This window comes from Klebsiella sp. MISC125 (genome assembly GCF_051131775.1).
Classification (GTDB): domain Bacteria; phylum Pseudomonadota; class Gammaproteobacteria; order Enterobacterales; family Enterobacteriaceae; genus Klebsiella.
Genome location: NZ_CP180448.1, coordinates 904,348 through 923,770, shown reverse-complemented (window position 1 = coordinate 923,770; position 19,423 = coordinate 904,348). Strand labels below are relative to the sequence as shown.

The 19,423-nt window shown below is 51.6% G+C and carries 18 protein-coding genes and 1 tRNA gene; 12 read left to right on the top strand and 7 right to left on the bottom strand.

What is annotated here, in order from left to right; all coding sequences use genetic code 11:
- Positions 1-5 precede the first annotated feature (5 nt).
- From ACMYSL_RS04425 to ACMYSL_RS04405, 5 genes are all read left to right on the top strand, one after another.
- On the top strand, positions 6-599 hold the full coding sequence (locus tag ACMYSL_RS04425) for an XTP/dITP diphosphatase (protein ID WP_434661526.1): 594 nt from the start codon (positions 6-8) through the stop codon (positions 597-599).
- Positions 592-1,728, top strand: a complete 1,137-nt coding sequence (hemW, locus tag ACMYSL_RS04420; RefSeq protein ID WP_434661524.1) for a radical SAM family heme chaperone HemW — start codon at positions 592-594, stop codon at positions 1,726-1,728. Before ACMYSL_RS04425 ends, hemW begins: the two co-directional genes overlap by 8 nt.
- 306 nt (positions 1,729-2,034) lie before the next feature.
- Positions 2,035-3,021 (top strand): TRAP transporter substrate-binding protein, encoded by a 987-nt coding sequence (locus ACMYSL_RS04415; RefSeq protein ID WP_181484881.1) that lies wholly within the window; start codon positions 2,035-2,037, stop codon positions 3,019-3,021.
- Positions 3,022-3,068: 47 nt separating this feature from the next.
- Positions 3,069-3,572, top strand: coding sequence for a TRAP transporter small permease (locus ACMYSL_RS04410; protein ID WP_110273076.1), 504 nt, complete (start codon positions 3,069-3,071; stop codon positions 3,570-3,572).
- Positions 3,572-4,873: a TRAP transporter large permease gene (locus tag ACMYSL_RS04405; RefSeq protein WP_434661522.1), complete on the top strand. Its 1,302-nt coding sequence runs from the start codon at positions 3,572-3,574 to the stop codon at positions 4,871-4,873. Before ACMYSL_RS04410 ends, ACMYSL_RS04405 begins: the two co-directional genes overlap by 1 nt.
- Before the next feature lie 82 nt (positions 4,874-4,955).
- Here ACMYSL_RS04405 and ACMYSL_RS04400 read toward each other — a convergent pair whose 3' ends face one another.
- From ACMYSL_RS04400 to trmB, 4 genes are all read right to left on the bottom strand, one after another.
- A complete protein-coding gene (locus tag ACMYSL_RS04400) occupies positions 4,956-5,960 on the bottom strand; it encodes a DUF1202 family protein (RefSeq protein WP_434661520.1) in 1,005 nt (334 codons plus the stop codon).
- A gap of 306 nt (positions 5,961-6,266) precedes the next feature.
- On the bottom strand, positions 6,267-6,986 hold the full coding sequence (locus tag ACMYSL_RS04395) for a DUF2884 domain-containing protein (protein ID WP_434661518.1): 720 nt from the start codon (positions 6,984-6,986) through the stop codon (positions 6,267-6,269).
- Positions 6,987-7,036: 50 nt separating this feature from the next.
- Positions 7,037-7,363 (bottom strand): YggL family protein, encoded by a 327-nt coding sequence (locus tag ACMYSL_RS04390; RefSeq protein ID WP_110273073.1) that lies wholly within the window; start codon positions 7,361-7,363, stop codon positions 7,037-7,039.
- Positions 7,363-8,082, bottom strand: coding sequence for a tRNA (guanosine(46)-N7)-methyltransferase TrmB (gene trmB / locus ACMYSL_RS04385; protein WP_110273072.1), 720 nt, complete (start codon positions 8,080-8,082; stop codon positions 7,363-7,365). The genes ACMYSL_RS04390 and trmB overlap by 1 nt, the downstream gene beginning before the upstream one ends.
- Before the next feature lie 136 nt (positions 8,083-8,218).
- Between trmB and mutY the strand changes: the two genes are divergently transcribed.
- From mutY to ACMYSL_RS04365, 4 genes are all read left to right on the top strand, one after another.
- On the top strand, positions 8,219-9,277 hold the full coding sequence (gene mutY, locus ACMYSL_RS04380) for an A/G-specific adenine glycosylase (RefSeq protein WP_434661515.1): 1,059 nt from the start codon (positions 8,219-8,221) through the stop codon (positions 9,275-9,277).
- Between the two features lie 27 nt (positions 9,278-9,304).
- Positions 9,305-9,580 (top strand): oxidative damage protection protein, encoded by a 276-nt coding sequence (locus tag ACMYSL_RS04375; RefSeq protein ID WP_182234923.1) that lies wholly within the window; start codon positions 9,305-9,307, stop codon positions 9,578-9,580.
- 48 nt (positions 9,581-9,628) lie between these two features.
- Positions 9,629-10,714: a membrane-bound lytic murein transglycosylase MltC gene (mltC, locus tag ACMYSL_RS04370; RefSeq protein WP_167492723.1), complete on the top strand. Its 1,086-nt coding sequence runs from the start codon at positions 9,629-9,631 to the stop codon at positions 10,712-10,714.
- Positions 10,715-10,906: 192 nt separating this feature from the next.
- Complete coding sequence (locus ACMYSL_RS04365; RefSeq protein WP_182234924.1) at positions 10,907-12,160, top strand: nucleoside permease; 1,254 nt, start codon at positions 10,907-10,909, stop codon at positions 12,158-12,160.
- Positions 12,161-12,270: 110 nt separating this feature from the next.
- Here the strand turns inward: ACMYSL_RS04365 and ACMYSL_RS04360 are convergent, their stop codons facing one another.
- Positions 12,271-14,409, bottom strand: coding sequence for an ornithine decarboxylase (locus tag ACMYSL_RS04360; protein ID WP_434661512.1), 2,139 nt, complete (start codon positions 14,407-14,409; stop codon positions 12,271-12,273).
- Positions 14,410-14,841: 432 nt separating this feature from the next.
- Here ACMYSL_RS04360 and ACMYSL_RS04355 point away from each other — a divergent pair, with 432 nt between their 5' ends.
- The 3 genes from ACMYSL_RS04355 (at position 14,842) to ACMYSL_RS04345 (ending at position 16,977) form a co-directional block, all read left to right on the top strand.
- On the top strand, positions 14,842-15,558 hold the full coding sequence (locus tag ACMYSL_RS04355; protein ID WP_181484874.1) for a DUF554 domain-containing protein: 717 nt from the start codon (positions 14,842-14,844) through the stop codon (positions 15,556-15,558).
- Positions 15,559-15,663: 105 nt separating this feature from the next.
- A tRNA-Phe gene (locus ACMYSL_RS04350) sits at positions 15,664-15,739 on the top strand.
- Between the two features lie 830 nt (positions 15,740-16,569).
- The gene (locus ACMYSL_RS04345) at positions 16,570-16,977 is read left to right on the top strand and encodes a DUF1090 domain-containing protein (protein ID WP_434661509.1); all 408 of its coding nucleotides are present in this window, start codon (positions 16,570-16,572) and stop codon (positions 16,975-16,977) included.
- 248 nt (positions 16,978-17,225) lie between these two features.
- Here ACMYSL_RS04345 and ACMYSL_RS04340 read toward each other — a convergent pair whose 3' ends face one another.
- Positions 17,226-17,444, bottom strand: coding sequence for a SymE family type I addiction module toxin (locus ACMYSL_RS04340; RefSeq protein WP_434663943.1), 219 nt, complete (start codon positions 17,442-17,444; stop codon positions 17,226-17,228).
- 273 nt (positions 17,445-17,717) lie between these two features.
- A complete protein-coding gene (locus ACMYSL_RS04335; protein WP_434661507.1) occupies positions 17,718-19,106 on the bottom strand; it encodes an SLC13 family permease in 1,389 nt (462 codons plus the stop codon).
- Positions 19,107-19,423 lie beyond the last annotated feature (317 nt).

Here is a 19,423-nt window from a genome sequence, read left to right as displayed (position 1 = left end):
TCATAATGCAAAAAGTTGTTCTCGCCACCGGCAACCCAGGTAAAGTGCGCGAGCTGGCCTCGCTGCTGGCTGATTTCGGCCTCGATATTGTCGCTCAAACCGAACTGGGTGTGGATTCAGCCGAGGAAACCGGTCTGACGTTTATTGAAAACGCCATTCTAAAAGCGCGCCATGCCGCGCAGGTCACCGGGTTACCGGCCATTGCCGATGACTCCGGCCTGGCAGTCGATGCGTTAGTCGGCGCACCGGGTATCTATTCCGCCCGCTATTCCGGCGAAGGCGCTACCGACCAGCGCAATCTGGAAAAGCTGCTCGAAACCCTGAAGGACGTTCCAGACGATAAACGTCAGGCACAATTCCACTGCGTACTGGTTTATCTGCGCCATGCAGAAGATCCGACACCGTTGGTCTGCCACGGCAGTTGGCCAGGCCTGATCGCCCGCGAATCCGCAGGTAACGGCGGTTTTGGCTACGACCCGATTTTCTTTGTTCCGACAGAGGGAAAAACAGCAGCAGAGCTGACTCGCGAAGAAAAAAGTGCTATCTCCCACCGTGGACGCGCGCTGAAACTGTTACTGGAAGCCTTACGTAATGGCTAATTTGCCACCCCTGAGCCTCTATATTCACATTCCATGGTGCGTGCAAAAATGCCCGTACTGCGATTTTAACTCGCATGCGCTGAAGGGGGAGGTACCGCACGACGACTACGTTCAACATCTGCTGAACGATTTGCGGGCCGACGCCCCCTATGCACAGGGACGTGAGATTGTGACTATTTTCATCGGTGGCGGTACGCCGAGTCTGCTTTCAGGCCCGGCGATGCAAACTCTGCTCGATGGCGTGCGCAAGTGTCTGCCGCTGGCGGCAGATGCAGAGATTACCATGGAAGCCAACCCTGGCACCGTGGAAGCGGATCGTTTCGTCGAGTATCAGCGTGCGGGTATCAACCGCATCTCCATCGGCGTGCAGAGCTTTAGCGAACAGAAGCTCCAGCGCCTTGGACGCATTCATGGCCCACAAGAGGCGAAGCGCGCGGCGAACCTGGCAAGCGGACTGGGGCTGCGCAGTTTTAATCTCGATTTAATGCACGGCCTGCCGGATCAATCTCTGGAAGAGGCGCTGGACGATCTACGTCAGGCGATTGCGCTCAACCCGCCGCATCTCTCGTGGTATCAGTTGACCATCGAACCTAACACCCTATTCGGTTCACGTCCTCCGGTGCTGCCGGATGATGACGCGCTGTGGGATATTTACGAGCAGGGGCACCGTTTACTTAGCGCTGCGGGCTATCAGCAATATGAAACCTCCGCCTACGCTAAACCTGGCTATCAGTGTCAGCACAACCTGAACTACTGGCGCTTTGGTGACTACCTTGGCGTTGGCTGCGGTGCGCACGGCAAAGTGACGTTCCCGGATGGGCGCATTCTGCGAACGGCGAAAACCCGCCATCCGCGCGGCTATATGGAAGGCCGCTACCTCGAACGTCAGCATGATGTGGAAACCGCCGATAAACCGTTCGAGTTCTTTATGAACCGTTTCCGCCTGCTGGAAGCGGCGCCACGTGATGAATTCAGCCGCTACACAGGCCTTGAGGAGCGCTCGATCCGCCCGCAAATCGAGGCGGCGATTGCCCAGGGTTATCTGACGGAAGATGAGCATGACTGGCAAATTACCGAGCACGGTAAGCTGTTTTTAAATTCCCTTCTCGAGTTATTCCTTAGCGAATAAGCATCTCAATTCATATCCCGTTATTAAAAGATAACGGGATAATTCATAGCTCGCTTTTACCGAAATGTTTGCAAGGTTATTTCCGAGCAATCCATTGACCACATTCAAAATAAAAATAAACTCATCTTCATTTATTAAAAATAAACATAACCCAGCGCACAAAATCCCTCATTTCATTATGTCATTGAGAAAAAATGTGAGTCAGACGGCTTAAAGATGTCGGACAACCAGGATAATATGTCATACAGAAATACAGAATCACTCTCTAGATATTGACCAATTAACCCAAGTGCATGGAGCCGACTCATGAAAAAATTCTCTTTTTCTCGTTCTCTGGTGTGTGTATCACTGCTTGCCCTGCTCTCTTCAGGCGCTAGCGCAGCTGAAAAAGTTACGTTAAAACTGGCACATAACCTCGAACGTAGCCACGTTGTTCACCAGGCATTTGAGGAGATGTCGAAAGAGGTTAACCAACTTTCCGGCGGTAATATGAAGATTCGTATTTACCCCAGCAGCCAGATGGGCAGCGCGCGTGAAACCATGGAGTTATTGCAAAACGGCGCCCTCGATATGACTAAGGGCTCCGCCAGCGATTTGGAGTCATTCGATAACGTCTACGCAATATATAATTTGCCGTTCTTATTTAACGATCAGAATCATTTCAATAAAGTCGTCTTTGGTGAAGTGGGCAAAGAAATAATGGAATCCACTAAAGATAAAGGATTCTTTGCGCTTTCTGCTTATGTTGCCGGTACCCGCAGCTTTTATGCCAAGAAACCCATCACTAAGCCGGAAGATTTAAAAGGGCTGAAGATCCGCGTCCAGGCCAGCCCGACCACGCTTAAAATGATTGAATTAATGGGTGGTTCGCCAACGCCGATTTCCTTTGGCGAAGTTTATACCGCCATGCAGCAGGGCGTCGTGGACGGCGCGGAGAATAACGTCCCTTCCTGGGTACAGACCCGTCATATCGAAATCGCTAAGGTTTTCTCTGAAGATGAACATGCTTCAATCCCGGACTTCCTCGTTATCTCCAGCAAAACCTGGGACAAGCTCACGCCGGAACAGCAGCAAATCCTGATCAAGGCCGCTAAAGCGTCCGAAGTTTATCAGCAGAAGCTGTGGGAGAAGATCGACGCCGACACCCGCGCCCAGGCCAAAGCCATGGGTGGCGAAATCGTTAAAGTCGATAAAGCTCCGTTCCGCGCCGCTGTACAGCCGCTGTTTGATGACTTCAAAAAAGATCCTAAACAGGCCGCTCTGCTGGCCAAATTCGAAGCCGCTGCTGAATAAATCTCTAGCGGGCCAGCTTCTGGCCCGTTTTTACCAGGAAATTAATGATGATACTTAACCGCATAAAACTGGCGGTGGACCGCGTGATCGCCGCATTCTCCGTCGCCGTGATGGTGGCGCTGGTTGTCTGCGTCGTCTGGCAGGTGTTCAGCCGCTACGTGTTAAACCAGCCAAGTACTCTGACCGACGAACTGGCGCGCTTTTTGATGATCTGGGTTGGCCTGTTGGGTGCGGCTTACACGGTCGGCGCTCAACGTCATCTGGCTATCGATTTACTCGCAATGACGCTGAAGCCAAACAAACAGGCGCTTCTCAGCGTCATCATTAACCTGCTGATCTTTATTTTTGCTGGCTCAGTCATTGTTACCGGCGGCGTGAAGCTGATTGAAAAAACGCTGTCGACCGCTCAGGTCTCCGCAGCGATGCAGATCCCAATGGGCTATGTGTACCTCATCCTGCCGCTTACCGGCGTCATTATGATGTTTTACGCGCTGTGCTTTATCAGCAACGGTTTGAAAAACATGAAGCACTCTGAAGCAGGAGCAAACTAATGGAAGGCTATATCGCACTGACGCTATTCGGCTCTTTCTTTATTCTGGTTTTTATTGGCGTACCGATCTCTTTTTCCATTGGTATCGCTACCGTGGGTTCGATGCTGCTGATGTTCCCCTGGGATATCGCAGTGATTACCGTTTCTCAACGCCTGGCGAACGGCCTGGATAACTTCGCCCTGTTGGCTATTCCGTTCTTTATTTTTGCCGGTACGCTGATGAACAGCGGCGGGATTGCCATACGCTTAATAAACCTGGCGCAGGTCATGGTCGGCCGGGTACCGGGCTCGATGGGCCACGTTAACGTGCTGGCGAACATGATGTTCGGTTCCATTTCTGGTTCCGCGGTCGCCGCTGCCGCGGCGGTAGGCGGAACCTTACACCCTATCCAGACGCAGAAAGGCTACGATCCGGCTTTCTCCACGGCGGTTAACGTCTCCTCCTGTATCACGGGCCTGTTAATTCCGCCATCAAACGTGCTGATTGTCTTTTCTTTAACCGCAGGTGGCGTCTCGGTAGCATCACTGTTTATGGCCGGCTACCTGCCGGGTATCCTGATGGGCCTGTCCATCATGATAGTTTGCGCCATCATCGCTAAACGACGCGGCTACCCGGTTTCTGAACGTCCGACCTGCGCTCAGGCGGCAAAAGCCTTCTTCGACGCGCTGCCCAGCCTGCTGCTGGTCATCATCGTCATGGGCGGGATCCTCGGCGGCATCTTCACCGCCACCGAAGCCTCTGCTATTGCCGTGGTCTACACCTTTATTCTCTCAGTACTGATTTATCGCGAAGTGAAATGGCGGGACCTGCCGAAGCTAATTCTTGAATCGGTGGTGATGACCTCTATCGTGCTGTTGTTGATTGGCTTCTCTGTTGGCATGTCGTGGGCGATGACCAACGCCGATATTCCTTACATGATTAGCGATACGCTGATGGGAATTTCCGAGAACCCGGTAGTGATTCTGCTGCTGATTAATATCGTGCTGCTGATCGTCGGGATCTTTATGGATATGACCCCTGCGGTGCTGATCTTCACCCCTATCTTCCTGCCGATCGCCGAGGACTTGGGTATGGATCCGGTGCACTTCGGTATCATGATGGTCGCCAACCTGTGTATCGGGCTGTTGACGCCGCCTGTGGGCAGCGCGCTGTTCGTCGGTTGCTCCATCTCCGGCGTTAAGATTCAGCAGCTAATCAAACCGCTGCTGCCGTTCTATGCCGCACTGCTGATCGCACTGATGATGATTGTCTATATCCCGCAGATCTCGCTGTTTGTTCCGCAGATGCTGGGGCTGATGTAACATACTGTTAAAGGGAGGTTCGCCTCCCTGATGACAAATCGGCTTTAAATATCGGCGGCTTCTGAAGGGGGCTTTTACTTTGCTAATTGATAACCCCTTCACGACGCATTCTCTCAAGCCCCTCTTGCCAGAATTTATAGTCGCGCTCCAGTTCCCGGTAGCGAGTCCTCAGGTCCATTGACTGAACGTTGAGTTCTCCTTTTTTCTTCTGCAAAGGCTCAACCTTTTTGTCCCGCGCAGCCATCTCGGTTTTAATATTTTCACTCATCTCTTTGTGCTGGCGATAATAACTCGCCTTCTGCTCATTGAGCACAGCATCGCGCTCGGCGCGCAGTGGTGCAGCGTCGCAAACCGCTTTTTTCTGACAGGCTGCAAGCGCGGGCTCATATACGGTTTTGTAGTAGTTATTCTCGAACTTAAGCGGATCGTTCTGCCGGTCGACCACGTACATTTTTTCCAGCATCGCCTGCTGTACGGCGCTGCGGTCAAGCGGCTTGCCATTGGCATCCGTTCCCCAGGAATGGTTAATTCGCTCATCTAACGCCGTCATCTCGGTTTTCAGCGCGTCTTGTTGCTTTTGCAATTTCTGCATCGTGACTTTGCTTGCGGCGAAGCTGGCGTCAATTTTTGCAAATTGCGCCATAAAGCTGCTGTCATTGACGATCAACGATTTGCTCAGATCTTCTGTCTCCCGGAATGGCCTTCCGCCATTTTTCGCCGCCATCTGCATCGAGAAGAATTCGGTTTTCCAACCGGAATCTTTCGTTCCTACGGCGGTCATCATGGCGGAAAACTTTACCGGACGCCCTTTGGCCCAGGCTCTTTCATAAAAAAAGTAATCCCCGGCAATGCCAACCCGAATATAGAGATCGTCCGTGGCGGCCATATCCCCTTCCAGCATATACGTCGCCTGATTGCCCACAGCGTCAAGCTGCTTCAGAGTCACGCTTGTCAGGCGCATGATTCCACCTGATTGTTTGGCAAACTGTTGTTTAACCACCTCATCCGTTGGCGTATTAGCATCGGCCAGCACGTGAAAAGGGGAAGCAATAAGCAAGAGGGCGATCGTTTTCCAGGCATGTTTCATCAGCAAATTCCTTTTTTATGGGCACAGGATGCATCATAAGGAGTTGCCGACAGCAGGAAGGATAAACAGAATCTGATTTTGCTACCTGCGGGCGCAGGTAGCGGAATATACCCTAAATAATTCGAGTTGCAGGAAGGCGGCAAGCGAGAGACAAATTCGTCGGGAACGAATTTGACCAGCCGAAGGCTGGCCTCCGGTGAGAGGCAGGAGCCTCTCATTAATCCCCAGGAGCTTACAGGAGTAAGTGACTGGGGTGAACGAGCGTGGCCAACGCACAAGCAACTTGAAGTATGACGGGTATAAAACTTATTTTAACGAACCCACCAACGCTTTGCGGCTATCCTCAAGGGAAACCACGCGGCTACAGACATCTTTACCAAACTTCTGGAAGTCTGCTTCCTGATTTTTCCATTCATTCTGAATGGCCGTTTGCAGGCCACCGAGGCTGCCGAGGATCCCTTCCAGCGGGTTACCGCCACCTTTGAGGACCGCTTTCGCCCCCATCTCATTGATGCTGTCCTGCAGGATCCCGCCCATCGCCTGATTCACCAGCTGCTGACCGTCGGCCCGTACCTGATCGATGGCTTTATAGTGGAAAGTCAGCCCATCGTTGCGATGCTCGATAATGCGGGCCATCTGCGTTTTCAGTTGTGCATCAAGCTTAGTCAGGCGGCTATGCATGCTGCTGCTGGCACCCACCTGTTCGGTAATAATTTTATCCAGCGCGGCGCGGCCTTTTTCTACCCGCGTACGTGCGCCTTCATCAATCCACGGCAGGCTACTGCGCAGACCGGCCTGGTAATCCTGGGCCTGCTCGCGCTGTGCAGCGCTCAGGGAATACGCTTTTCCGTTGTAAGTCAGGCTGCCATCCGGCTGAATCACCAGATCGCCGTTTTCGCCCTGCACCTGCACCTGCTGCGGGCTGAGGATGACATCGTCACGCGGCGTGACGCTACACTGGTAATCTGCATGTGCAGACAAAGCGGTGACGGAAAGCGCCACTGCTAACAGCGTTTTGCGCATCATTTAACTCCCTTAAGACAAAACGGGCCGGCAGTTGCCGACCCTTGTCAAACTTAGTCCCACCAGATATCAAAAAGTTCGCTGGTGCGCACATCGGTAAGCCCACGCTCTTCCAGCCATTTACGCACGATGGCCTGGTGCTCCTCGGTACATTTGCCGATTTCCTGCAAGCAGATCAGACCTTCCCAGGAGAGATAACCACTGCCGTCAAACGCCAGCTTATTCGGCTCAATCACTTCATTAATCAGATCGTTGACGGTCTGGTCAATCTGCTCTTCGCTGGTTCCTTCCGCAAAACGCCACGCGACGGAAAAACCGACTTCCTGAAATTCGTCGATATGCATTTTTTTACGCAGACGACGGCTACGATTCGTTGCCATTATTTCACCCTCTCGAACATTAAGTCCCATACGCCGTGGCCAAGACGATGACCACGCTGTTCAAATTTGGTTACCGGGCGCGATTCCGGGCGCGGTACATAGTCGTTGCTCTCAGAGCGGTTGCGATACCCTTCAAGGGAAGACATCACTTCCAGCATATGCTCCGCATATTGCTCCCAGTCGGTCGCCATATGGAAGACGCCGCCCAGCTTCAGCTTGCTTTTCACCAGCTCGGCAAAAGGCGCCTGAACGATACGGCGTTTATTATGCCGTGCTTTATGCCATGGGTCAGGGAAAAATAGCTGCACCATATTAAGGGAGTTATCCGGGATCATGGTGTGCAGCACTTCGACCGCATCGTGACACATCACGCGCAGATTTTGCACACCCTCTTCTTCAGCAGAAGCCAGGCAAGCGCCGACGCCGGGAGAGTGCACTTCAATACCGAGGAAATTCTGCTCCGGTTTCTCTTTCGCCATCGCCACCAGCGAAGCGCCCATACCAAAACCGATCTCCAGCGTGACCGGCGCTTCACGGCCAAACAGCGCGGCGAAATCAAGCGGCGCATCGTTGAACTCAACGCCCATCACCGGCCAAATATTATCCAGCGCGTGCTGCTGCCCTTTAGTCAGGCGGCCCTGACGACGGACGAAGCTACGAATACGGCGCAGCGGGCGACCGTTTTCATCGAATTCCGGAGATATGACGTCGTTTTTCATAAAAGTTAAGTCTGCTTGTGAGAGTGTTCGGAAAACGGGCATTATCCAAAGTTACCCGGCGGATGCAAGGGTTTACAGCCTCTCGCCCTTGTGCTGCAATCTGCCACCTTATAATAACTATCCCGGAGCCGTCGCTTTGACTTTTCTCGCCGCGCAATTTTCAGCCCAGGTACTGGACTGGTACGACAAATACGGACGTAAAACCCTGCCCTGGCAAATCGCTAAGACGCCCTACAAAGTATGGCTCTCCGAAGTGATGTTGCAACAAACGCAAGTGGCGACGGTCATCCCCTATTTTGAACGTTTTATGGCGCGCTTCCCAACGGTTACCGACCTGGCGAACGCCCCTCTTGATGAAGTGCTGCATCTGTGGACCGGACTAGGTTATTACGCCCGCGCGCGCAATTTACATAAAGCAGCGCAGCAGGTCGCCTCCCTGCATGGCGGCAAATTCCCGCAAACCTTTGATGAGGTTGCCGCACTGCCGGGCGTGGGTCGCTCCACGGCGGGGGCGATTTTGTCCCTTTCTCTCGGTCAGCATTATCCGATTCTCGACGGCAACGTAAAACGCGTACTCGCACGCTGCTATGCTGTCAGCGGTTGGCCGGGAAAAAAAGAGGTTGAGAAACGCCTGTGGGATATCAGCGAGGACGTCACGCCAGCAAAAGGTGTGGAGCGTTTCAACCAGGCGATGATGGACCTCGGGGCGATAGTGTGTACGCGCTCAAAGCCAAAATGCGAGCTTTGTCCGTTGAATAACGGCTGCGTGGCTTACGCCAATCATTCATGGACTCAATATCCGGGCAAAAAACCGAAGCAGACGATCCCCGAGCGAACCGGCTACTTCCTGCTGATGCAGCATGGCGACGAGGTGTTTCTTTCCCAGCGTCCACCGGTGGGTCTGTGGGGAGGATTGTTCTGCTTCCCGCAGTTTGAGGATGAAACTGCGCTACGTGAGTGGCTGGCGCAGCGCCAGATTAAGGCAGATAATCTGACGCAATTAACCGCGTTCCGCCACACTTTCAGCCATTTCCATCTGGATATTGTGCCGATGTGGCTTACAGTGCACTCATCCGGCGCATGCATGGATGAAGGCGGCGCACTCTGGTATAACTTAGCGCAGCCGCCGTCCGTTGGCCTGGCGGCCCCCGTGGAGCGCTTGTTGCAACAGCTGAAGGCCGGAGCACCGGTTTAACTTTCAGGCGATTAAAGAGGATTAAGAATGAGCAGAACGATTTTTTGTACTTTCCTGCAGCGTGAAGCAGATGGCCAGGATTTCCAGCTGTATCCTGGCGAGCTGGGCAAACGTATCTATAACGAAATTTCCAAAGACGCCTGGGCCCAGTGGCAGCATAAACAGACGATGCTGATTAACGAGAAAAAACTCAGCATGATGAACCCAGAGCACCGCAAACTGCTGGAGCAGGAGATGGTCCAGTTCCTGTTTGAAGGTAAAGACGTCCATATCGAAGGCTATACGCCGCCAGAAAAACAGTAAGGGCCTGACGGGCCCTTTACCACAACAAACACAACACGCACTCCCGGAATGATGAAAAAATACTTAGCGCTAGCGCTGATTGCGCCTTTGCTCGTTTCGTGTTCCAGCTCTACCAAAAAAGGCGCCGAGTATAACGAGGCGTGGGTGAAGGACACTAACGGCTTTGACATTCTGATGGGCCAGTTCGCCCATAATATCGAGAACATTTGGGGTTATAACGAAGTCCTGCTCGCCGGGCCGAAAGACTACGTTAAATATACCGATCAGTATCAGACCCGCAGCCACATCAACTTTGATGAAGGTACGATTACTGTCGAGACTATTGCCGGGACCGACCCTGCCGGGCGCTTGCGCCAGGCTATTATTAAAACCCTGCTGATGGGCGACGACCCTAACTCCATCGATCTCTATTCCGACGTCGATGACATCCAGATTTCGAAAGAGCCGTTCCTGTACGGCCAGGTCGTCGATAATACCGGTGAATCTATTCGCTGGGAGTGGCGCGCCGCGCGCTTCGCCGACTACCTGCTGCAAACGCGCATGAAAAGCCGCAGCAACGGCCCGCGGATGATCTACAGCATCACCATTAACCTTGTGCCGAACCACCTCGACAAGCGTGCGCATAAATACATTGGCATGGTTCGCCAGGCCTCACGCAAGTATGGCGTTGATGAGTCGCTGATTCTGGCAATTATGCAAACCGAGTCCTCCTTCAACCCCTACGCGGTCAGCCACGCCGACGCACTGGGGCTGATGCAGGTGGTGCAGCACAGCGCCGGGAAAGACGTATTCCGTTCGCAGGGGAAATCTGGCTTGCCAAGCCGTAGCTATCTGTTCGAACCGGCGAATAATATCGATACCGGCACCGCCTACCTGGCGATGCTGAACAACGTCTATCTGTCGGGCATCCAGAACCCAACATCACGTCGCTATGCGGTGATTACCGCCTATAACGGCGGTGCAGGCAGCGTACTGCGGGTGTTCTCCAGCGATAAAATTCAGGCTGCAAATATCATCAACAACATGACGCCGGGCGATGTCTATCAGACCATCACCAGTCGTCATCCATCCGCCGAGTCGCGCCGTTATCTGTACAAAGTTAACACCGCGCAAAAAGGCTACCGCCGCAAGTAATCCTCACCAACGCCCTTGTTTCTTCAAGGGCGTTTCTCTTCTGCTATACCCAATATTGCTGCGCAACTCTTTTGCGATTTTCTGCGGCAGTTAACAAAAGCATCCATCGCATAAATGATAGAATCCAACCAAAATAACGCCATAAATGTTATTTAAAACACATAACAATTCTATATCCGTGAGGATCAACACATGAATCTTAAGCTGCAGCTCAAAATACTGTCGTTCCTGCAGTTCTGTCTCTGGGGAAGCTGGCTGACCACGCTCGGCTCATATATGTTCGTCACCCTCAAGTTCGACGGTGCGGCCATTGGCGCGGTTTATAGTTCGCTCGGTATCGCGGCGGTGTTTATGCCGACGCTGCTCGGTATCGTTGCCGATAAATGGATCAGCGCCAAATGGGTTTATGCCATTTGCCATCTGGTCGGCGCGCTGACGCTGTGGCTTGCCGCTCAGGTCACCACGCCGGGCGAAATGTTCCTGGTCATCTTGCTCAACTCGCTGGCCTATATGCCGACGTTGGGCCTGATTAACACCATTTCGTACTACCGCCTGCAGTCTGCGGACATGGATATCGTGACCGATTTCCCGCCGATTCGTATCTGGGGCACCATCGGTTTTATCTTTGCGATGTGGGGCGTAAGCTTCTCTGGCTTCGAACTGAGCCATATGCAGCTGTATATCGGCGCGGCGCTCTCCGTCGTGCTGGTGCTGTTCACCTTCACCCTGCCGCATATTCCGGTGGCTAATCAGCAGAAGAATCAGAGCTGGACCTCAATGCTGGGCCTCGATGCCTTCGCGCTGTTTAAAAACAAGCGTATGGCAATCTTCTTCATTTTCTCAATGATGCTGGGTGCCGAGCTGCAAATTACCAATATGTTCGGCAATACCTTCCTGCACAGCTTTGATAAAGATCCGCTGTTCGCCAGCAGCTTTATCGTGCAGCACGCCTCGGTGATGATGTCGATTTCGCAGATCTCGGAAACCCTGTTTATCCTGACTATTCCGTTCTTCCTCAGCCGCTATGGCATCAAGAACGTGATGCTCATTAGTATCGTGGCGTGGATGCTGCGCTTCGGCCTGTTCGCCTACGGCGACCCAACCCCGTTCGGCACCGTGCTGCTGGTGCTGTCGATGATCGTTTATGGTTGCGCCTTCGACTTCTTCAACATCTCTGGTTCGGTATTTGTGGAAAAAGAGGTTCGCCCGGAAATCCGCGCCAGCGCTCAGGGGATGTTCCTGATGATGACCAACGGTTTTGGCTGCATACTTGGCGGGATGGTGAGCGGCAAAGTCGTAGAGCACTTCACCGTCGAAGGGATTACCGACTGGCAGAGCGTATGGCTAATTTTCGCTGGCTACTCGCTGGTGCTGGCCTTCGCATTCGTTGCGCTGTTTAAGTACAAACACGTCAGGCAGCCTGCTGCCGCACAGCAGAACGCCTGATAGTCATTGCCCGTGGCGGCTGGCGCCTTACCGGACCTACAGAATTTGTAGGCCGGATAAGGCGCTAGCCGCCATCCGGCAAAAATACGCGCACAATGCCTGGTCCCGGTTTATGCTTTCAGCACATATCCGTACAACCGCTTAATACCATCAGGGTCCGTTTCGCTATAAACCCCCTGCAGCTCCGGTGAGAAGCCAGGCAGCATATTGACGCCCTCTTCCAGCGCCAGGAAATAACGCAACACCGCGCCGCCCCAGATTTCGCCAGGCACCACGCACAGCACGCCCGGCGGATACGGCAGCGCACCTTCCGCGGCCACCCGCCCTTCGGCTTCGCTTAAGCGCACCAGTTCAACGTTACCGCGGATAAACTCGCGGTTGGCATCCTGCGGGTTCATCACCACGCGCGGGAAGCTCCGCTTGCGGAACATCTCTTTTTGCAGATCCTTCACGTCAAAGCTAACGTACAGGTCATGCATCTCCTGACACAGCTCACGGAGGGTATAATCCCGATAGCGCACCGGGTACTTGTTAAAGATGGTCGGCAGCACGTCGGCCAACGGCGTATCGGATTCGATATGCTGTTCAAATTGCACCAGCATCGCCACCAGCTGCGCCAGCTTCTCCGCGCTTTCGGCGGGCGTCAGCAGGAACAGAATTGAGTTCAGGTCGCACTTCTCGGGCACAATACCGTTCTCACGCAGATAATGCGCCAGGATAGTTGCCGGAATGCCGAAATCGGTATATTCGCCGCTTTCAGCATCAATGCCTGGCGTGGTCAGCAGCAGCTTGCAGGGGTCAACGAAATACTGATCGCTGGCGTAGCCTTCAAAGCCGTGCCAGCGCGCTCCCGGCTCAAAGCTGAAGAAACGGCGCTCGCTGGCGATGGCTTCAGTTGGATAATCCTGCCACGGACGCCCTGCCACCACCGGCGGAATAAACGGCTGGATCATTTTGCAGTTGGCGATAATCGCCTTGCGCGCGTCGATGCCCAGCGCCACGCATTCGGCCCACAGGCGGCGTCCGCTCTCCCCTTCGTGGATTTTGGCGTTGATATCCAGCGCCGCGAAAAGCGGGTAAAACGGGCTGGTTGAAGCATGCAGCATAAAGGCGTTGTTCAATCGTTTATGCGGGCAAAAACGGGCCTGGCCGCGAATATGGTTGTCTTTTTTGTGGATCTGCGAGGTTTGCGAGAACCCGGCCTGCTGTTTATGCACCGACTGGGTGACAAAAATGCCCGGATCGTTTTCGTTAAGATCCAGCAGCAGCGGCGAGGTGTCGGCCATCATGTCGATAAACTGTTCGTAGCCGACCCATGCGGAGTCAAACAGGATGTAGTCGCACAGATGGCCGATTTTATCCACCACCTGACGAGCGTTGTAGATGGTGCCGTCGTAGGTGCCCAACTGGATAATCGCCAGGCGGAACGGACGCGCGGCATCCGCCTTCTGCGGAGCCACTTCGCGGATAAGCTCGCGCAGGTAACCATCATCAAAGCAGTGCTCATCAATCCCGCCAATAAAACCAAACGGATTGCGCGACGCCTCAAGATAAACCGGCGTCGCTCCCGCCTGAATCAGCGCGCCGTGATGGTTTGATTTATGGTTATTACGGTCGAACAACACCAGATCGCCACGGGTCAGTAGCGCATTGGTCACCACCTTATTCGCCGCCGAGGTGCCGTTAAGGACAAAATAGGTTTTATCAGCGTTAAAGACCTTCGCGGCGAACTTCTGCGCGTGTTTGGCCGAACCTTCATGAATCAGCAGATCGCCGAGCTTAACGTCGGCGTTGCACATGTCGGCGCGAAAGACGTTCTCACCAAAGAAATCGAAAAACTGCCGTCCTGCCGGATGCTTCTTAAAGAACGCGCCGTGCTGATGACCGGGACAGGCAAAGGTGCTGTTATCCATCTCCACGTACTGGGTCAGGGTATCGAAGAACGGCGGCAGCAGGTTTTCTTCATAGCCGCAGGCGGCGGCTTCCAGCTCCAGCCACTCCTGTTCTTTACCGCTAACAATCGCCATCACGCCTTGCGGTTTTTCATGGTCAACTTCACTGAAAAGAAAGACCGGCAGGTTAAAGCCCGTGCGTTTCAACAACGAAAGGATGCCGCTGCGGCTTTCCGCTGCGGTAATGACGACTGCCGCCACATCGGTAAAATCAGTACTGTCGAGGGTCACCACGCGACGGTGGGTTGACAGGCGGGATACCAGCTCGTGGCTGGCGGCAATGTGCATTGATTTCATGAGCGCGAATACCCGTTTCCGGAGAGTAAAAGGCTTCAGCCAGGGCAAGTACGCTCTGGCCAACGAACTGTCAGGGTCTGACTGGATCCCAGCTCCGACCGCCAGACATCAGTAAAAGCAGACCGCGTCCGCTCTTACTGTTGTCCTGCAGTGAGCATACGTTACGCTCACCGCATGGTGGGCAGAGGGTTCAGAGTAAGGGTAGCAAGACGAGGCTGTCTGCGCATCTGTACGCAACGGTGATGTCGTGGCAATGTTGTCATCCCGGCAGCCTCATGTCTGGAGAGGAGAAAATTCGCGCAATCATGTCACCTTTATATAGGGTGCGCAAGATGAAATACGTATGCAGTCACCTCACGGATACACAAGCCTTTTAGCCAGTTTCACGTCATAATAATGCAGTCATTAGGGATAATTAACAGGAGTTTTGCTTTGGTTACAGGGCCATTTATTAACGCCAGCGCGGTCCTTTTGGGCGGCGTGCTCGGCTCACTCTTAAGTCAGCGATTACCGGAACGGATCCGTACATCGATGACCTCTATTTTTGGTCTCGCATCTTTGGGCATCGGCATTTTGCTGGTAATCAAATGCGCCAACCTGCCGGTGATGGTGCTTTCAACGCTGGTGGGCGCGCTGCTCGGCGAAGTGTGCAATATGGAAAAGGGTATCAATATGCTGGTCAGTAAGCTCCAGCAGCTACTCTCCCCAAAAAAAGGACAGAAAAAGGCCTCAGCGCACGAGTCCTATATTCAAAGCTACGTCGCGATTATCGTGCTGTTCTGCGCCAGCGGAACCGGGATTTTCGGCGCAATGCGCGAAGGGATGACCGGCGACAACAGCATTCTTATCGCCAAAGCGTTTCTCGACTTCTTTACTGCCACCATTTTTGCCTGCACCCTGGGGCTGGCCGTTTCGGCCATTTGCGTGCCGATGCTGGCAATTCAGCTCGCCCTGGTAGCCGGCGCATCGCTGATTATGCCTCTGACCACGCCGATGATGATGGCGGATTTCAGCGCCGTAGGAGGAATGCTGCTGGTCGCAACCGGACTGCGCATCTGTGGAATTAAAATGTTCGCCGTAGTGAACATGCTACCTGCCCTGGTGCTGGCAATGCCGATTTCCGTAGCCTGGGTGACGTTTTTCGCATGAAGATGCGTGCTTTTGATTCAATGTGGTGATAGATTGTTCAGTCTGCTGCGAAACAGATAAATTTCGTTGACGAGGTGCGGCGAATCAGGTTTAATGCGCCCCGTTGCCCGGATAGCTCAGTCGGTAGAGCAGGGGATTGAAAATCCCCGTGTCCTTGGTTCGATTCCGAGTCCGGGCACCACTATTTAAAGAACCCGCCCAAAAGGCGGGTTTTTGCTTTTGGAAAAACAGACTCTTCATCTAACTACATTCGATTATTTGCCACACAGCGGCTTACCCCTTCGGGGCCAGCACGGCAAACGCGCTGTTCAACGCCTCCGGCAGTAGTCCGAGTCTGGGTACCACTATTTTAAAGACCCCCATTTTTGCTTTCGGGGAATGCCGCCCAGATGTGGCTCACGAACGACTTATGGCTGAAATAGATGCCATTATATTAGAGACCGAAGCCAGGATTCGCAGACCAGAACAATATGCTGCCAGCAATCTGTAATCAGTTCGTAAAGAGCGATAAAACGGGTACAATCCGTTTTATCGCTAACAAAAATCCCCTTACTGCCCCGTATCAAGAATAAGTCATTATAAATCGCTCAACTTTCATATTTTAATTTATATGATACTAATCAATACAAACCATTAAGTTCAATATAGATGAAAATAAAGCATGCACTTGCAAGATACGGGCGACATATACCCTAAATAGTTCTGATTGCATCGCGACGGCAACTAAGTGCATCCCTGGGAATGTAGACCGGGATAAGCGCAGGTAGCCAACAAAGGTGCAGCTTGAAGTATTACAGGTATAAACAGAGATTATCTAACTGCACACTTATAAAGCTGAAAAGCCGGATATTATAAAAAAATCACACCTAAAAAAATAAATAACATAAAAAAACCATTTAGGAACATTCTTAATCACATGGACGTTGAATATCTTTCACACTCATGACATCATTTTAAGTTATATATTTACAAATCAGATATTGTTTTTACCCTATCGATGAAGGATTTATCGTGAAGTATATAATAAAACCATTAGCCTGTTTTTTCTTACTCAACGCTATGTTTTCAGGCATAGCCACTGCATCTAATACTCTACATGGCTGCGCAGAAAAAGAGTACCGAATCCAAAAACAGCTAGAATATGCCAGAACGTACGGAAATATACATAGAGTCGAGGGACTGGAGAGAGCGCTAAAAAAAACTCGACTCTACTGTACAGATAATAAAATCACTTCCGGATGGCAGGAAAAAGTAGCGGAGAAAGAAGAAAAAGTCAGTGAGAGAATGGCAGAACTTCGTCGTGCTCAAGCATCCGGCAAACCGGATAAGATCAGAAAAAAAGAAAGGAAGCTACAAGAGGCAAAAGATGAGTTGAGGGAAGCCCGGTCTGGGCTTATTCAATCAATAAACACGCATTAAAGAAAAGAGAACGGCTTAACCAGTATGGTTAAGCCAGCCATCGTTCAGTCACCGGAGCTGATGAGACAAGACTGTAACTAAAATTGTGTCATTGCCTGTCAATAAGAAGTCATCAGCCCCATTTTTGCTTTTTGGAAATAATATTAAATACCTATCAAAGCAAATTGAGTTCCCCCACCGTCATCACCTTTATACCCGTCATACTTCAAGCTGCATGTGCGTTGGCTGCTTTCGTTCACCCCAGTCACTTACCTGAGTAAGCTCCTGGGGATTTGCTCACTTGCCGCCTTCCTGCAACTCGAATTATTTAGGGTATATATCCTCTTCACTTGTTTAATCTGCGTACGTAGTTCATATACTTCATCGTTATCCGGGATCGGCACAATACAGTCACCAGCAATGCTGACAGTTACGCCGCGCCCGGCATCAAACCCGGCTTCTTTGAGCCATTTGCCGCTGAGGCTCAGTGATGGCGTGCTGGTATCGCCCCGGTTAGGAAACGATGTATCGCCGCTGGGTCTTCGTGGTTTTTCGGGTCAAAGAGAAATCGAATTTCTAAAGGTTTTTTCGTTTCGTACTCTATAACATCAAAAAAAGCCACCCGTAACATAATCAGACCTTCCATCCTGAATATAATTAAAAAATAAAATTTTAATATTCATGATTTTTATGAGCACAGAGTAATAACTGACTGGATTAAAAACACAGCGGTCAACAATAACCGCTGTGCTGGCTTTAAATTACACCCAAAATAACATGCTAAATCCAGTCAGAACGATAATACAAGCGATATTCAAAAACAGACCGGCACGCATCATCTCCTGCTGTTTGATATGGCCAGTGGCGAAAACAATAGCGTTTGGTGGTGTCGCTACGGGCAACATAAAAGCGCATGAGGCCGCAATGGCAATCAATACCGACAGAATGACAGGAGACATACCGAAAGCTTCGGCAACTGAGGCAAACACAGGAATGAGCAAAGCGGCGCTGGCCGTATTACTGGCAAACTCCGTTAAAAACACCACGAATGTTGCAATCACCAGGATAATGATAAATATCCCCATATGAGCAACCATCCCGCTAATCTGGTTTGCCAGGAACAAGCTGGTGCCCGTCTCTTTCAACACATTACTTAAGCAGATACCGCCGCCGAATAATAACAGCACGCCCCAGTCAGCCGTTTTCTCTATATCCTTCCAGTGAACCACCCGGGCGAAATTGACTAATATAATGGCGCCTAAAGCCACAATGGTATCGAAGGATTTAAAACCGCCCAGCAGGTCGTTAATGGGTCCGCTGAAAATCCAGAAGAATACGGTAAGCGCAAAAATAGCCAGGGTGACAACTTTGCCTTTATCCCAATCGACCTGTTCAGTGTTCGTTTCGAAGGTTCCCTTAAGTTCGGGCCTGAACACGAGGTAAAGAATCGCAATAGCGACAGGAAGTAATATGATCATTGCCGGGAAACCGAACTTCATCCAATCAAAGAAGGAGAGTCCAACCTCCGCTGCAGCTATCGCGTTTGGCGGACTACCGACGATTGTCGCCATCCCCCCAATACTTGCGCTGTATGCAATACCGAGGAGCACAAACACATAGGTCGAATGGCTGCTTTTGCCATTTACTTTGCTCAATATACCCAATACTAACGGCATCATCATTGCCGCCGTCGCGGTATTACTGATCCACATTGACAGTAAGGCCGTCACGCCAAACAGCATAAAGACAGCGAGGCTCATTTTACCCCGCGCCATAGCTAATACCTTATCGGCAATGACTTTATCCAGCCCCTGCACATGCATCGCTGCAGCCAGAGCAAAGCCACCGAGGAAAAGGAATATCGTTGAGTTTGCAAAACTATTTAGCGCTGCCTGAGTATTGAATACCCCAAGCAACACTGCCATGACGGGAACTATCACCGCCGTAACGGTAACGTGTAGCGCTTCTGTCAGCCATAACACGGCGATAAAAGCGAGCATACTCAGCCCCATGACCACTTTCGGCTCATAGGGTAGCGTGTTGTAGAGAACGATAAACAGAATAATATCGAGCAAGATGATGATGCTGTTACGGTTAAAAAACCACTCATGGGTATTGGTGGGTAAAGGACTCATGTCGTTTTTATTCATATTAGCTTCCTTGTAACTGGTTACTATTGAATCATTACATGTATATATCCTTCGGGTATGAATTATGTTCTTATTTTGTTAACTGGATCGTTCCAGGCTACTTTCTCCTACGTCGCTTTTCCGGGATAATATTTCTGGAATATAGTTTCCTGATACAGGCTGTTTATTGAAGCAAGTGAGCATACTTTACTGTGCAATTTTTTCTTACCTGAATTGCTGTCGACAGATATCAATCCAATATATCCGGGTTTGATATTTACACCAACGTCTAAGGATTCGGCTCAGACTACCATCGATTATTTTTGGCAATCCTTTCC